Origin of the sequence: Ramlibacter alkalitolerans (assembly GCF_016722765.1) — a bacterium.
Classification (GTDB): domain Bacteria; phylum Pseudomonadota; class Gammaproteobacteria; order Burkholderiales; family Burkholderiaceae_C; genus Ramlibacter; species Ramlibacter alkalitolerans.
The window spans coordinates 1-14,405 of the sequence record NZ_JAEQND010000009.1; the positions used below are offsets into that span (position 1 = coordinate 1).

12 protein-coding genes and 1 rRNA gene are annotated in these 14,405 nt (G+C 69.1%); 9 read left to right on the forward strand and 4 right to left on the reverse strand.

Annotated elements, in window-relative coordinates:
• Window positions 1-127: 127 nt before the first annotated feature.
• A 5S ribosomal RNA gene (gene rrf / locus JI746_RS16520) occupies window positions 128-240 on the forward strand.
• A 61-nt stretch (window positions 241-301) separates the two neighbouring features.
• On the opposite strand, the gene JI746_RS16525 is transcribed toward rrf, so the two are convergent.
• From JI746_RS16525 to JI746_RS16535, 3 genes are read right to left on the reverse strand one after another with little or no spacing between them, the layout of a single operon-like run.
• Window positions 302-1,216 (reverse strand): MBL fold metallo-hydrolase, encoded by a 915-nt coding sequence (locus JI746_RS16525; RefSeq protein WP_201691019.1) that lies wholly within the window; start codon window positions 1,214-1,216, stop codon window positions 302-304.
• A gap of 25 nt (window positions 1,217-1,241) precedes the next feature.
• A complete protein-coding gene (locus tag JI746_RS16530; RefSeq protein ID WP_201691021.1) occupies window positions 1,242-2,930 on the reverse strand; it encodes an AMP-binding protein in 1,689 nt (562 codons plus the stop codon).
• Window positions 2,931-2,976: 46 nt separating this feature from the next.
• Complete coding sequence (locus JI746_RS16535; RefSeq protein ID WP_201691025.1) at window positions 2,977-3,714, reverse strand: FFLEELY motif protein; 738 nt, start codon at window positions 3,712-3,714, stop codon at window positions 2,977-2,979.
• Between the two features lie 59 nt (window positions 3,715-3,773).
• On the opposite strand from JI746_RS16535, the gene JI746_RS16540 reads away from it, so the two are divergent.
• The 3 genes from JI746_RS16540 (at window position 3,774) to JI746_RS16550 (ending at window position 6,197) form a co-directional block, all read left to right on the forward strand.
• Window positions 3,774-4,739, forward strand: a complete 966-nt coding sequence (locus tag JI746_RS16540; RefSeq protein WP_201691026.1) for an esterase/lipase family protein — start codon at window positions 3,774-3,776, stop codon at window positions 4,737-4,739.
• Window positions 4,740-4,837: 98 nt separating this feature from the next.
• On the forward strand, window positions 4,838-5,473 hold the full coding sequence (locus JI746_RS16545) for a helix-turn-helix transcriptional regulator (RefSeq protein WP_201691028.1): 636 nt from the start codon (window positions 4,838-4,840) through the stop codon (window positions 5,471-5,473).
• A gap of 64 nt (window positions 5,474-5,537) precedes the next feature.
• Window positions 5,538-6,197 carry a Crp/Fnr family transcriptional regulator gene (locus JI746_RS16550; protein WP_201691029.1) on the forward strand — a complete coding sequence of 220 codons (660 nt, stop codon included), beginning with the start codon at window positions 5,538-5,540 and terminating at the stop codon, window positions 6,195-6,197.
• 4 nt (window positions 6,198-6,201) lie between these two features.
• Here JI746_RS16550 and JI746_RS16555 read toward each other — a convergent pair whose 3' ends face one another.
• Complete coding sequence (locus tag JI746_RS16555; RefSeq protein WP_201691030.1) at window positions 6,202-7,965, reverse strand: adenylate/guanylate cyclase domain-containing protein; 1,764 nt, start codon at window positions 7,963-7,965, stop codon at window positions 6,202-6,204.
• Between the two features lie 167 nt (window positions 7,966-8,132).
• Here JI746_RS16555 and JI746_RS16560 point away from each other — a divergent pair, with 167 nt between their 5' ends.
• From JI746_RS16560 to glyS, 5 genes are all read left to right on the forward strand, one after another.
• The gene (locus JI746_RS16560; RefSeq protein WP_201691031.1) at window positions 8,133-8,789 is read left to right on the forward strand and encodes a GNAT family N-acetyltransferase; all 657 of its coding nucleotides are present in this window, start codon (window positions 8,133-8,135) and stop codon (window positions 8,787-8,789) included.
• 103 nt (window positions 8,790-8,892) lie between these two features.
• Window positions 8,893-9,777: an HlyC/CorC family transporter gene (locus tag JI746_RS16565; RefSeq protein ID WP_201691035.1), complete on the forward strand. Its 885-nt coding sequence runs from the start codon at window positions 8,893-8,895 to the stop codon at window positions 9,775-9,777.
• Window positions 9,774-11,318 carry an apolipoprotein N-acyltransferase gene (gene lnt / locus JI746_RS16570; protein WP_201691037.1) on the forward strand — a complete coding sequence of 515 codons (1,545 nt, stop codon included), beginning with the start codon at window positions 9,774-9,776 and terminating at the stop codon, window positions 11,316-11,318. Before JI746_RS16565 ends, lnt begins: the two co-directional genes overlap by 4 nt.
• A 67-nt stretch (window positions 11,319-11,385) precedes the next feature.
• Window positions 11,386-12,291, forward strand: coding sequence for a glycine--tRNA ligase subunit alpha (gene glyQ / locus JI746_RS16575; protein WP_201691039.1), 906 nt, complete (start codon window positions 11,386-11,388; stop codon window positions 12,289-12,291).
• Window position 12,292: 1 nt separating this feature from the next.
• A complete protein-coding gene (glyS, locus tag JI746_RS16580) occupies window positions 12,293-14,398 on the forward strand; it encodes a glycine--tRNA ligase subunit beta (protein ID WP_201691041.1) in 2,106 nt (701 codons plus the stop codon).
• The last annotated feature ends 7 nt before the right edge of the window (window positions 14,399-14,405 follow it).

Below are 14,405 nucleotides of genomic sequence, written 5' to 3' on the forward strand. Positions count from 1 at the left end.
GCCGATGCTGCAGATCAAGGTGTTATGCCAGGGTTGAACGCAATCAAAACCGGTGCGAAAGCACCAAGCTGACAAGACTCTATGAATTGGTCTTGCTGCACCAGCTGCAGCAGGGCAAAAAGTCATGCCTGATGACCATAGCGAGGTGGTCCCACTCCTTCCCATCCCGAACAGGACAGTGAAACGCCTCTGCGCCGATGATAGTGCGGATTCCCGTGTGAAAGTAGGACATCGTCAGGCTGTAATAGCGACAAAGGCCCGGCAGCAATGCCGGGCCTTTTGTTTTTGCGGGCCCACGTGATCAGACGTTGGCGAGGAACTCCGTGTCGGATTTCGCAGCGCCGGCGCGCACCAATTCCCCGATGACTGTGACAAGCCACTCTTGCAGCGGTTGCCCGGCGAACCACAGGTCGTGGACCAGCAGGAAGTAGGGCACGCTTTTGGCCCACGCTGTGAAGTCCTTCAGGGGCACATGCTGGAGCTCGAGCAGCTTGAACTTGAGCAGCACCTTGGCCGCGTGCAAGGCATGGCGCGCTGGATCCGCTCGGTACCCACTGAGGCGGGTGCGCGCGCGCCCGATGGCGCCGACGACATCGGTGAACACCGGTCCGTGACCAGGTATGACCACCCGCGGCGCGAGGCGCTCGATGTGGCCCAGCGTCGCCTCCACTTCATCGAACCCGGGTTCGCCGTGCAGTTCCGGAAAGACAATGCCGAAGCCGTTCTGCCACAGTGCGTCCGCGGAAATCAGCGTCCGCGACTCCGGCTCGAAAAGGACAACGGAGTGCGGGTCGTGACCGGGTGCACCGTGCACCTGCCACTTCGACGCACCGAGCAAGATCTCGCCTCCCGGCGCCAGCGTGCCGTCGAACTTGAAGCGCGGACAATGCTGTCCGGTTGGCTGATAGGACAGCGCCACCTCGTCCCACGCACGCACGGCGTCTGCGAGTCCCGGCGGAATCCATGTGCGGAGCGCCGGATGCCGCACTTGCAGGGCCGCGTTTCCGCCGCAGTGGTCGCTGTGCAGATGCGTATTGGCCAGTTTCGTGACCGGCAGATCCCCCACCGCTTGTGCGACGAGATCCAGCATCATTGGCGAGTGCGTCCAGTAGCCGCTGTCCACGACGGCGGCTTCGTCCGCACCGCGCAGAACGATGATGTTCGCGGACAGCCAGCCTCGTTCGAGAACGAGAACGCCCGAAGGAAGCGAGTCCATCCCTGAAATCGTCAAAGCCAAGGCCTCAGCGGCTCGTGCGCAGCTCACGCCGCAGGATCTTGCCCACGTTCGTCTTCGGCAGCTCGTCGCGAAATTCGATGTACTTCGGCACCTTGTAGCCGGTGAGGTTCTCGCGGCAGTGATGCGCCACTTCTTCCTCGGTGAGCGTCGGATCGTTCTTCACCACGTAGATCTTGATGGCCTCGCCCTGCTTCTCGTCGGGCAAACCGACCGCGGCGCACTCCACCACCCCCGGACAGGTCGAGACCACGTTCTCCAGCTCATTGGGGTACACGTTGAAGCCGCTGACCAGGATCATGTCCTTCTTGCGATCGACGATGCGGGTGAAACCGTGCGCGTCCATGATGCCGATGTCGCCGGTGCGCAGGTAACCGTCGGCGGTGAATGCCTTCGCATTCTCTTGCGGTTGTCGATAGTAGCCGGCCGTCACGTTCGGGCCGCGGATGCAGATCTCACCCGCTTCGCCGAGCGCGAGCGAGCGCCCCGCGTCGTCCTTGATCGCGATATCGATCCCCGGCAGCGGCAGACCGATGGTCCCCGAGAACACGGTGGAGTCGAGCCGGTTGTTGGTGCCGATCGCGCAGGTCTCGCTCATTCCCCAGCCCTCGACCATCACGGAGCCGGTGACCTGCTGCCACAGGCGCGCCGTGCCTTCCGATGCCGCCATGCCGCCCGCCTGAGACACGCACAAGGGCGAGAAATCGACCGACCGGAACTGCGGATGCTGCAGCAAGGCGTTGAACAGCGTGTTCACCGCAGGAAGGATGTGGAACGGCCGCTTCTTCAGCACTTCCACGAACTTGCCGATGTCGCGCGGATTCGGAATCAGCGTCAGATGCGCGCCCCAGCGCACCCCCAGCAACAGCAGCGTCAGGGCGAAGATGTGATACAGCGGCAACGCAGCGATGCTGTTGATGCGATGGGTCTCGCCGACCCGTGCGAGCGCCGGCGTGAACCAGGCCTGGGCCTGCAGGATCGCGGCCACCACGTTGCCATGCGTGAGCACGGCGCCCTTGGCCAGGCCCGTCGTCCCGCCCGTGTACTGCAGGAAGGCGACGGAATCGCGCGATTGCTCCACCGGGCGCAGCGTCTGGCGGGCCCCCTCGCGCAGCGCCTGGGGCAAGGGAGTGACGGTCCGGCCTTCGGTGAGAGGCAGGCGGAATGCGGGGACCAGCCGGGCGACGTGCCGCACGGCGAACGTGATCCAGCGACCGTACCAGCCGCCCAGGAGGTCGCCGATGCCGGTGAGCACCACGTGCCGCACCGGCGTGTCCGCGATCACCTCCTGCAGCGTATGGCAGAAGTTCTCCAGGATGATGATCGCGCTCGCACCGGAATCCTTCAGCTGGTGCTCCAGTTCGCGCGCGGTGTAGAGCGGATTGACGTTCACGCAGACGCAGCTGGCCCGCAGCACGGCGGCCATCGCCACCGCGAACTGCGGCACGTTCGGCATCATGATCGCCACCCGCGCGCCCGGCTCCAATCCCCTGGCCTGCAGCCACGCGCCGAGCGCGCGCGAGTGCGCATCCAGCGTCCCGTAGCGCATCCAGCGATCCATGCACACGGAGAAGGGTCGCTGCGCGTGCTCGCGGAAGGACTCCTCCAGCAGCTGCGTGAGCGAAGCGTAGGCCGACGGATCGATGTCGTGCGGCACGCCGGGTGGATAGCTTTGCAGCCAGGGCCTGGATTCCATCGTGATGAGCTCCTTCAGCCGATTCTCGGAGGGCAGCGCGCAGGCGCTAGCGGGCTTGTCCCAAGGTACGCCGCAGCTCCGTCTCGCAAGCGACAACGTCGGCTTCGAACATCCTTTCCATGAGCACTTGCTCGCGCTCGCGGATGGTTTGCAGGAAGCGCTCGGCGCCGCCGCGATCGCGTGCCACGGAAGCGAAGGTGTCGAAGCCCGATTCGAGAAAGCCTTGCAGCGCGCCGAGCCCGGCGGCCGATGCCGGGGCGCGCATCATCCTGAGCATCAGGCGCAAGCCGGGCAGGCGCGTCAGGCGCGTCAGTTCCGAGCCGATGGCGACGACGGTTTCGAGCTGCCGCTGGCGATCCGCGCGCCGGCCCACCACCTTCCACGCTTGCACATACGCGGACACTTCATCGCTTGCGTGCGGGGCCATCGCGCGGGCGACCGCATGATCGAGCGACTCCGTCAGCGCGTGCAACTGGGCCAGTGCCGATGCAGTCTCCGCCACGTCCTTCGGGAACAGCTTCTCCACCGCGCCGGCGATGCGTGCGAACTGCGCGTCGCGCTCCGCGTAGTCGCGCTCGCCGTACAGCTCCTGCAGGAAAAAGCGCGCGGCGGCGCCATACGCTCCCGACGCGAGCAAGTCGGCGTAGGTGCCCGCGAAGCGCCGCGCCTGCAGCCGCTTCACGCTGGTGACGGCGGCGCCGATCTCGGGCAGCTCCCGGCTTTCGCGGCGCAGCGCTTCGACCTCGGCGACGGCCTGGCGGATCGTTTCGGCAGCGTTCTTCACGGCGCCGAGTCTAGCGATCCCCGGCCGCCGGCCGCTGCCCTGCGTGGGATACTTCCAGCATGCCGCGCCACTCGAGCCTCGCGCGCCTGCTGCAGTCCTCGGTGTGCGCGCAACTTGCAGCCGCCGCGCAGTGGGCGGCCTGGCGATGGCCGGTTTCAACGTGGGAGGCACTCGGCGGCATCGCAGTCATCGCGGCGCTCGGTCCTCTCGTCCTCGCGATCGAGGCTGCGCTCTCCGCGGCCATCAACAGATCCGACGCCCGCGTGCCGCCCCCCTCTGCGCTGCAGATGCTGCGCGCGTGGCTGGCCGAGAGCGCCCACCTCTTCGCGGCCTTCTGGTGGCGCCAGCCCTTCCGCTGGCGTACCGTCGGCGACCACCTGGCTGCCGAAGGCAAGGGGCGCACGGGCGTGGTCCTCGTGCACGGGTTCATGTGCAATCGCGGCTTCTGGAATGCGTGGATGCGAAAGCTGCGCGCGCAGGGGCGCGCGTACGTCGCGGTGAACCTCGAGCCGGTGTACGCGCCCATCGACGCTTACGCCCCCATCGTGGAGCAGGCCGTGCGCCAGGTGGAACAGTGCACCGGCCGGCCGGCACTCGTCATCGGCCACAGCATGGGGGGGCTGGCCGCGCGGGCTTGGTGGCGAGCGCAGGGGGCCGGCCGCCCGCTCGCTGGACTCGTGACCATCGCGAGTCCCCATGGCGGCACGTGGATGGGGCGCTTCAGCCGCACGCCCAATGGACGCCAGATGCGCCTGCAGAGCGACTGGGTCCGCGAGCTTGCCCGTCACGAGGCGCGCCACGCCCTGCCGCCCACCACTTGCTGGTACTCCAACTGCGACAACATCGTGTTTCCGGCCGCCACCGCGGCACTGGAACACGCCGACAACCGCTACGTCGGCGGCCAGCCGCACGTGGCGCTCGCCTTCCATCCGCAGGTGCTCCAGGGCTGCATGGACCTCCTGTGCGAGATCGACGGGGCCCGTCAAGGTAAATCCGTCACAGGTCGGAGTCCTGAAAATAGCTAACTGCCCTGCTGTGCCGCTTTTTAAGCTGTGCCTGACGCGGAGCAATACGAATGTTTTCAACCCTCCGCGTCCAGGGGGTGAGATAAATGAACGAAAGCATGAACAAAGGCGCCAGCTTGGCGCCGCGGCGCGATCTCGAGCCCGCCAACAGCGGGTTCGCGCTGATCATGGACGAACTGGCACACGGCGTGCTGGTCGCGTCCGCCACCGGCCAGCTGCTGCATGCCAACCAGGCGGCACGGCACGAACTGGCCCGACGCGAGGCGCTGATCTTGCACGAAGGGCAGCTCCAGACCACCGACGCCAGGCAATCCCGCGTGCTGCTGCAGGCGCTGGAAAAGGCCGATACGGGCTTGCGCAGCCTGATCGCGCTGCGCTCGGGCAACGGCCGCCTGAGCATCGCCGTCGTTCCCCTGCGGGGTCAGCAGCCGCGCGCCAGCGCGCCGATCGCGCTGTTCCTTTCCAGGGCCTCGGTCTGCGACGCCCTCATGCTCTGCTTCTTCGCGCGCAGCCACGGGCTCACGCCGACGGAGGAACAGGTCCTCAGCATCCTGTGCCAGGGCTTTTCCGCCCCTGAGATCGCGGCGCAGCTCAATGTGGCCGTCTCCACTGTGCGCAGCCACGTCCGCAGCCTGTGCGCCAAGACGCGCTCGAATGGCGTGCGGGCGCTCGTCGGCCAGGTCGCCGTCCTGCCTCCGCTGGGGGCGACGTACCTGCAAGACCCGCTGCACTAGGCTGGCATGCCGCCAGCTCGGCGGCTCTCGTGCTAGAGTTTTCTCTCACTCGAGGGGGGTGGACATGGCCGTGTCGCGCATCGCCACGGAGCAGGAGAAGCTGATCGCCGGCCTGGAGCCCTCGCTGGGGCGCCTGGCCGCGCGGGGCATCCTGCGCAGTTATCGCAAGAACAGCATCGTGCTGAACGAGGGAGACACGGGCGACTCCCTGTTCGTCCTGCTGCAGGGGCAGGTCAAGGTCTACGCCACCGACGAGAACGGCCGCGAGATCACCTACGGCACTATCAGCGCCGGCGACTACTTCGGGGAGATGTCGCTCGATGGTGGTCCGCGCTCCGCCTCGGTCATGACACTCGAGACCACCCTGTGTTCGCTCGTCTCCCGCGCCGCGGTGCAGCAGCACCTGGAGGAGGAGCCGGCGTTCGCCCTGGCCCTGGTCGCCCGGGTGATCCGGCGGGCCCGCTCCGCCACCGAAATCGCGCGCCAGATGGCGCTGCTGGATGTGTACGGGCGGGTGATCCACACGCTCGAAGGCCAGCAGGGGCCGGCCAGCCAGGCTGCGCCGATCCAGCTTACGCAGATCACCCACCAGCAGATCGCCAGCCGCGTGGGCGCGTCGCGTGAAATGGTCAGCCGCCTCCTGAAGGACCTGGAAAAGGGCGGTTACGTCGAACTCGGGATCAAGCGGATCACGCTGAAGAAGAAGCTGCCGGCCCGCTGGTAGGTGCTCAGGGCGGCGGCCTGCCGGCGCGCTGCAGCGCCTCGGCGTACTGCGCCGCGACGCTGCTGAAGGCCGGCAGCGGCGGCACGCAAGCGCTCGCTCCCCAGTCCGCCTCGCGCGCCGCCAGCCGAGCCGCCGTGCGGTGCGCCTCCACCAGCCGTCCATCCAGGACCTGGGCGACCACCAGAGTGCGCAGGGCCGGCAGGTACTGCGGATTGCGCTCCACCGCCCGGCGGGCGGACGCCAGGGCGCCCGCCGCATCGCCGGCGACCAGCGCGGCCAGGGCGACGACCCCCTCGAACAGGGGCAGCATAGGCTCCAGTGGCAAGCATGCCATCGCGCGCGCGGCCAGTTCCTGCGCGGCGGCGCCCAGGCCTTGCAGCGCCCGCAGTTCCGCCTGCAGGACGAGCGCCAGGGCGTCGTCCGGACGGCCACAGAGCGCCTGGGCATAGCACTCTTGCGCCGCCTCGGCATCCTGCGCGGCATGGAGCCAGGCCTGGCCCTGCACCGCCAGCGCCCGCACGGAGCCGGGGTCGCAGCGCAGGGCGGCGGCCGCGTGCTGGCGCGCTGCCTGGCCGTCGCTGCCGGCCGGCCCGGCGCCGGCCTGCCGCAGCCGCAGCACATGCAGGTGGGCGAGCCAGGCGTGCGGGGCGAGCTGGCCGCGGCCCCGCTCGACGAGGTGGTCCAGCATCGTGCGCGCGCGGTCCATGTCGGCGGGCGCCAGCCGGTGCATCAGGCCAATCGAGGACAGCAGCAGGGTATGGCCGTCGAGGGCAGGCAGCACCGCCTCCCGCGAGCGATCGAGCGCGTGGCGCAGCACCGCCGAATGGACCGCGGCCACCACCTGCCGCATCAGCCTGCCTTCGCCGAGATCCGCTCCGCGCAGCGGTCCGTGGAAGGTCTGCGCCCAGGCGACATGGCCGCTGACCGCATCCGCCAGCTCGATGTAGAGCGAAAGGTCGGCGGCGGGGCCGCGGGCCCGACCATCGAGCACGTAGTGCGCACCGAGGTTGCGCCGCAGTTCCGCGAGATCGGCCTTGCCGCCGCCGAATTGGGCGGTCGACAGGCGCGAAACCACCTGCAGGTGCTCGCTGCCGGCGAGGGCGGCCACGATGTCGTCGGCCAGCGCCTCGCCGGTCAGCCCCTGCGCGGTCGGCGACTCCATCCCGAATGGAAGCACCGCGACCGTCGGCCGCAGCGAATGGGTCGCCAGCCGCCGCAGGGGCATCACGGGCGCCTCGCCCGCCTCCCCGATGCGGAAGGCGTGCACCGGCTCGCGAACGTGTTTGAGGTGGCAGGTGCCGAGGTCCTGCAGCACCAGGCCGGCCGGTGCCCCCAGGTGCTCGCGCAGGGCGGCGGAGATCACGATCTCGCCCGGGCCGGCGAGCGAGGCGATGCGCGCGGCCAGGTTCACGTCGGTGCCGTAGATGTCGTAGGCATCCGCCACGTAGTCGGCCAGGTGGGCGCCGATGCGCAACTGCACCTGGTCTTCCGGAGGAAGCCGCTCGTTGCTCTCCGCGAACCAGGCCCGCATCGCCAGTGCGCAGCGGATGCAGCCTTGCGCATCCGAGAATTCCAGCATCAGGCCGTCGCCGAGGCTCTTGTGGATGCGGCCGCCCTCCGCCGCCAGCCGCTGCTGCACGAAGCCGACGAAGCCCTGCCAGCGCGCGATGAACTCCTGCTCGTCCTGCTCCATCAGGCGAACCGATTCGACGACGTCCGCCACCGCGATGATCTTGGTGGTGCGTGTGAGCCTTGGCGCGTCTGTCATGCAGCGGGCATCCAGGGGTGGAGCGGCAGGAGTGTGGCTACTTGTATCACGCCGTTCGACGGGCGGCGCAAGGCTCGTCCGTCCGAAGGGCGCGCAGCGTGCAGTCGGTTGTGGGGTTTTCAGCACATGGATCTCCTCAATGTCAGGGGAAACCCTTACATTTGGGCATGGCCGAACAGCAACCCTCCCGCCCCTCGCGGATCGTCCCGATCCGCTCCCTCGGCGCCGGGCATCGCCGGCGCATCTCGGCGCACCTGTTGGCGCTGCAACCGCACGACCGCTACCTGCGTTTCGGCTACGCCGCCAACGACGAACAGATCCGCCGCTACGTCGACCAGCTCAATTTCGATCGCGACGACATCTTCGGCATCTTCAACCGCAAGCTGGAACTGATCGCCATGGCGCACCTGGCCTTCATTCCGAGCGAACCGGGCACGCCGCCGGGTGCGGAATTCGGCGTCTCCGTGCTGGCGGAGGCGCGCGGGCGCGGCTATGGCACGCGCTTGTTCGACCGCGCGGTCACCCATGCCCGCAACGAAGGCGTGGAGCTGATGTTCATCCACGCGCTGTCCGAGAACACGGCGATGATCAAGATCGCCCGCCACGCCGGGGCCACCCTGGAGCGCGACGGCAGCGAGACCGAGGCCTACCTGCGCCTGCCGCCGGCCACGCTGGACAGCCGCATGACGGAAGTCGTCGACGAGCAGGTGGCGCAGGTCGATTACCGCCTGAAGAAGCAGGCCCGCACCTTCCTCGAGTTGCTGGCCGGCCTGCAGGAAGCGCGGCGCGGCGCGATCGCGGCGCGCGCCAAGAGCGGCCGCTGAGCGCGCGGGCGCTCCACTGCGAACAGCCTCCCGGCGCGGCTGAGTCAGCGAGCCCAGCCAATCCGGTATCCTATCGGTCCCTCCACTCCCCGCCGTCCCGGCTGTGTCAGACCCTCACCCTGCGCGCGCTGCGCAAGAGAAGCAGGACAAGCGCACCTTCCTGCAAAAGGTTGCCGAGTTCATCCACCCGGGCCCCGATTCCAAGGAGGAGCTGATCGAAGCCCTGGCGGACGCCGAGGACAACGACATCATCGGCCCCGAGTCGCGGGTGATGCTCGAGGGCGTGATCAGGATGGCCGACCTGACGGCAGGCGACGTGATGGTCGCCGCGCCGCGCATGGACCTGATCAACATCGACGCGCCCTACGAGGACATCCTGCACCTCGTGATCGACACCGCGCATTCGCGCTTCCCCGTCTACGAGGGTGACCGCGAGAACATCATCGGCATCCTGCTGGCGAAAGACCTGCTGAAGCTGCAGCGCGCCCCGGACCTGAACCTGCGCGCCTTGCTGCGGCCGGCGGCGCTGGTGCCCGAGACCAAGGGCCTGAACGACCTGCTGCGCGAATTCCGCGGCAATCGCAACCACCTCGCGATCGTCATCGACGAATTCGGCCGCGTCGCCGGGCTGATCACGATCGAGGACGTGCTGGAGCAGATCGTCGGCGACATCGAGGACGAATTCGACGTCGTCGAGGACGAGGGCGATATCTTCGGGCTGGCCGACCGCACCTACCGGGTGAGCGGCGACACCTCCATCGAGCGCGTGAACGAAGCCTTCGGCGTCAAGCTGGACATGTCCGAAGAGGCCGAGGAACACGACTTCGACACCATCGGCGGCCTCATCGCGCACGAGATGGGCCACGTGCCCAAGCGCGGCGAATCCGTCGTCCTGGGCGGGCTGAACTTCGTGGTGCTGCACACCAAGGGCGGCGCGGTGCGCTGGTTCAAGGTCAGCCCCGCCGAGCCGGACGGCGGCCCGGCTTGAGCCCGCGCGCGGTCCGCCTGGCGCCCTTCGTCCTCGCAGCGCTCGCCGGCCTCCTGCAGGCGCTGTCGCTCGCCTGGCCCGGCAACGGGCAGCCGCAATGGTGGCTGCAGCTGCTCTCGCTCGCGGGGCTCGTCGCGCTGCTGCGGCGCGCACCCGGGTGGAAGTCGGCCGCGCTCCTTGGCTGGGTGTTCGCGACCAGCTGGCTCACCGCCACCTTCTGGTGGCTGTTCATCTCGATGCACGTGTATGGCGGCCTGGCGGCGCCGCTGGCCGTGGCCGCGGTGCTGCTGCTCGCAGGCTTCCTGGCGCTGTATTACGCGCTGGCGGCCGGCCTGTGGCGGCACGTGGCCGGCCCGCCCTGGCGCGATGGCGTGCTGTTCGCGTGCCTCTGGCTGGGCGCGGAGCTGCTGCGCGGCACGCTCTTCACCGGCTTTCCCTGGGGCGCGGGCGGCTACGCCCACGTGGACGGGCCGCTGGCTCCCTTGGCGCCGTGGCTCGGCGTGTACGGGATCGGCCTGGTCGCGGCCTGGCTGGCCTGGTTGCTCACGACGCTGGCGCGGCGACCGGCGCAGGGTTCCTGGCGCTATTGGGTGGCGCTCGCCGCGGCCGCCGGCCTGCTGGCCGCCTGCAACGTGCACACGGCGAATGCGCCGCCGCCCTCGCCAGGCGGGCCGCGCCTGCAGGTGGGCCTGCTGCAGGGCAACATCCCGCAGGACGAGAAGTTCGAAGGCGGCTCCGGCATCCCGCTCGCGCTGGAGTGGTATGGCGCGCGGCTGCGCGACACCAAGGCGCAACTGGTGGTCGCGCCCGAAACGGCGATCCCGCTGCTGCCGGCGCAGTTGCCGGAGGGCTACCTGGCGGCGTTGCGGGACGCCTTCGCGACCGGCGAGCGCGCTGCGCTGGTCGGCATCCCGCTGGGCAACTTTGACGACGGCTACACCAACTCGGTGATGGGCTTCCGGCCGGGGGACGCCAGCTACCGCTACCACAAGCACCACCTGGTGCCCTTCGGCGAATTCATCCCGCCGCTGTTCAAGTGGTTCACGCGCATGATGGACATCCCGCTGGGCGACTTCAACCGCGGCGACGTCGGCCAGCCTTCGTTCACCTGGCAGGGACAGCGCCTCGCGCCCAACATCTGCTACGAGGATCTGTTCGGCGAGGAACTCGGCGCGCGCTTCGCCGACCCTGCCACGGCGCCCACCATCTTCGTCAACGTGAGCAACATCGCCTGGTTCGGCGACACGGTCGCGATCGCCCAGCACCTGCAGATCAGCCGCATGCGCTCGCTGGAGTTCGAGCGGCCGATGATCCGCGCCACCAACACCGGCGCCACCGTCATCATCGACCGCTTCGGCCAGGTCACGCATGCCCTGCCGCGCCACACGCGCGGGGTGCTGGTCGGCGAGGTCGAAGGCGGCACGGCGTTCACGCCCTACGCGCGCTGGGTGAGCCGGGTCGGCCTGGCGCCGCTGTGGATCCTCGCGCTCGCCGCGATGCTATGGGCCGCCTGGGCCGGCCGGCGGCGCCCGCAGCCCTAAAATGGAAGGCTCCGCGGGCCGCCGGCCCGCGCCGACACGGGGCGTCGCACGGGGCGTCCCGCCGCCTATGCTCACATTCCAGCAATTGATCCTGAAGCTGCAGTCGTACTGGGACGCCCAGGGCTGCGCGCTGCTCCAGCCCTACGACATGGAAGTCGGGGCGGGCACCTCGCACACCGCGACCTTCCTGCGCGCCATCGGCCCCGAGCCGTGGAAGGCCGCCTACGTGCAGCCCAGCCGCCGGCCCAAGGACGGCCGCTACGGCCAGAACCCCAACCGCATGCAGCACTACTACCAGTACCAGGTGGTGCTCAAGCCGGCGCCGGGCAACATCCTGGAGCTGTACCTCGGCTCGCTGGAGGCCGTCGGCTTCGACCTGAAGAAGAACGACATCCGCTTCGTCGAGGACGACTGGGAGAACCCCACGCTCGGCGCCTGGGGCCTGGGCTGGGAAGTCTGGCTCAATGGCATGGAGGTCACGCAGTTCACGTATTTCCAGCAAGTGGGCGGCATCGACTGCAAGCCGATCACGGGCGAGATCACCTACGGGCTGGAGCGGCTGGCCATGTACCTGCAGGGCGTCGACAACGTCTTCGACCTCAAGTGGACCGAAGGCCTCACCTACCGCGACGTGTACCACCAGAACGAGGTGGAGCAGTCGGCGTACAACTTCGAGCACAGTGACGCCGAGTTCCTGTTCACCGCTTTCGCCGCCCACGAGAAGCAGGCGAAGCACCTGATGGAGCAGCAGCTCGCTCTGCCCGCCTACGAGCAGGTGCTCAAGGCGGCGCACACCTTCAACCTGCTGGACGCGCGGGGCGCGATCAGCGTGACCGAACGCGCGGCCTACATCGGCCGCATCCGCAACCTGGCGCGCAGCGTCGCCCAGAGCTACTACGAGAGCCGCGAGCGCCTGGGCTTCCCGATGGCGCCGCGCGAGTGGGTGGCCGAACTGCAGAAGAAGGCCGCCTGACATGACGCTGAAGAACCTGCTGGTCGAACTGTTCGTCGAGGAACTGCCGCCCAAGGCGCTGAAGAAGCTGGGCGACGCCTTCGCCGGCGTGCTGCTGGAGCAGCTCAGGGCGCAGGGCCTGGCGAGCGGTGAATCGCAGCTCACCGCCTTCGCCTCCCCCCGCCGCCTGGCCGCGCACATCACCGCCGTGGCCCCGCAGGCCCCGGACAAGGCCATCTCGCAGAAGCTGATGCCGGCCAGCGTCGGCCTCGATGCGAGCGGCAACGCCACCACGGCGCTGCTGAAGAAGCTGCAGGCGCTGGGTGCCGATGCCTCCGCGGTCCCGCAACTCAAGCGCGCCATGGACGGCAAGGCCGAGGCGCTGTTCTACGACAGCACGGCCAAAGGCGCGACGCTCGCCGACGGCTTGCAGAAGGCGCTGCAGGAGAGCATCGCCAGGCTGCCGATCCCCAAGGTCATGACCTACCAGCTCGCCGACGGCTGGACCGACGTCAAGTTCGTGCGCCCGGCCCACGCGCTGGTGGCGCTGCATGGCGGCGACGTGGTGCCCGTGCAGGCGCTCGGCCTGCAGGCCGGCCGCACCACGCACGGCCATCGCTTCGAGGCGGCGGCGGAGGACATCGTGCTGCAGGACGCGGACAGCTATGCCGCGACGCTGGCGCGCGACGGCGCAGTGATCGCGAGCTTCGCCGAGCGCCGTGCGGAGATCGTGCGGCAGCTCCAGGAGGCCGCCGCGCGCGTGGGCGGCGGCGTCCGCCCCATCGAGGACGAGGCCCTGCTGGACGAAGTGACGGCGCTCGTCGAGCGTCCCAATGTCCTGACCTGCGCGTTCGAGACCGAATTCCTCGAAGTGCCGCAGGAGTGCCTGATCCTCACGATGAAGGCCAACCAGAAGTACTTCCCGCTGCTGGACGCGAACGGCAAGCTCACCCACCAGTTCCTCGTCGTGAGCAACATCCGCCCGCAGGACGCCAGCGCGGTCACCGGCGGCAACGAGCGCGTGGTGCGCCCGCGGCTGGCCGACGCCAAGTTCTTCTTCGACCAGGACCGCAAGAAGACGCTGGAGTCGCGCGTGCCCGGCCTGGCGAAGGTCGTATATCACAACAAGCTGGGCACCCAGGGTGAACGCATCGAGCGCGTGCGGGCGATCGCCAACGTGCTCGGCGCCCAGGTCGGCGGCGACCTGCTGGCGCGCCAGGCGGACACGGCGGCGCAGCTGGCCAAGGCGGACCTGCTGACCGACATGGTCGGCGAGTTCCCCGAGCTGCAGGGCATCATGGGCGGCTACTACGCGCGCCACGACGGCCTGGGCGACGCGATCGCGATCGCGATCGAGGACCACTACCGGCCGCGCTTCGCCGGCGACGGCCTGCCGCGCAACGACGTGGGCGTGGTGGTGGCGCTGGCCGACAAGCTCGAGACCCTGGCCGGCCTGTTCGCCATCGGCCAGCTGCCCACCGGCGACAAGGACCCGTTCGCGCTGCGCCGCCATGCCCTGGGCATCGTGCGCATGCTGCTGGAACGCGACCTGCCGCTGTCGCTCGACCACCTGGTCCAGCAGGCGCTGGCGGCCTTCCCCCAGGCGCAGCCCGGGACGCAGGCGCAGCTGGTGGACTTCATCTACGAGCGCCTCGCCGGCCTGCTGCGCGAGCAGGGCTTCAGCGCGCACGAAGTCGACGCCGTGCTGGCCCTGCGGCCGCAGCGCCTGGGCGAGGTGCCCCGGCGGCTCGCCGCCGTGCGGGCCTTCGCGGCGCTGCCCGAAGCGCAGGCGCTGGCGGCGGCCAACAAGCGCATCGGCAACATCCTGAAGAAGGCCGACAAGGCCGATGCACACGTGAGCGAACAGCTGCTGCGCGAGGACGCCGAAAAGGCGCTCTATGCGGCCACCCAGCGGCTCGCCCCGGAAGCGCGCAGCCAGTTCGAATCCGGCGACTACACCGGCTCGCTGCAGACGCTGGCGGCGCTGCGCGGCCCGGTCGACGCCTTCTTCGACGACGTGATGGTGAACGCCGAGGAAGCCGACCTGCGCCTGAACCGCCTGGGCCTGCTCGCCACCCTGCACCAGGCCATGAACCGGGTCGCCGACCTGTCCCGCCTTGCCCAGTAAACGCCCC

Bases quoted from the DNA above. Each gene is read 5' to 3' on its own strand.
- glyQ (WP_201691039.1), top strand. From the start codon at position 11,386: ATGCTCACATTCCAGCAATTGATCCTGAAGCTGCAGTCGTACTGGGAC.
- JI746_RS16560 (WP_201691031.1), top strand. From the start codon at position 8,133: ATGGCCGAACAGCAACCCTCCCGCCCCTCGCGGATCGTCCCGATCCGC.
- glyS (WP_201691041.1), top strand. From the start codon at position 12,293: ATGACGCTGAAGAACCTGCTGGTCGAACTGTTCGTCGAGGAACTGCCG.
- JI746_RS16555 (WP_201691030.1), bottom strand. From the start codon at position 7,965: ATGACAGACGCGCCAAGGCTCACACGCACCACCAAGATCATCGCGGTG.
- JI746_RS16540 (WP_201691026.1), top strand. From the start codon at position 3,774: ATGCCGCGCCACTCGAGCCTCGCGCGCCTGCTGCAGTCCTCGGTGTGC.
- JI746_RS16525 (WP_201691019.1), bottom strand. From the start codon at position 1,216: ATGGACTCGCTTCCTTCGGGCGTTCTCGTTCTCGAACGAGGCTGGCTG.
- JI746_RS16550 (WP_201691029.1), top strand. From the start codon at position 5,538: ATGGCCGTGTCGCGCATCGCCACGGAGCAGGAGAAGCTGATCGCCGGC.
- JI746_RS16530 (WP_201691021.1), bottom strand. From the start codon at position 2,930: ATGGAATCCAGGCCCTGGCTGCAAAGCTATCCACCCGGCGTGCCGCAC.
- JI746_RS16545 (WP_201691028.1), top strand. From the start codon at position 4,838: ATGAACAAAGGCGCCAGCTTGGCGCCGCGGCGCGATCTCGAGCCCGCC.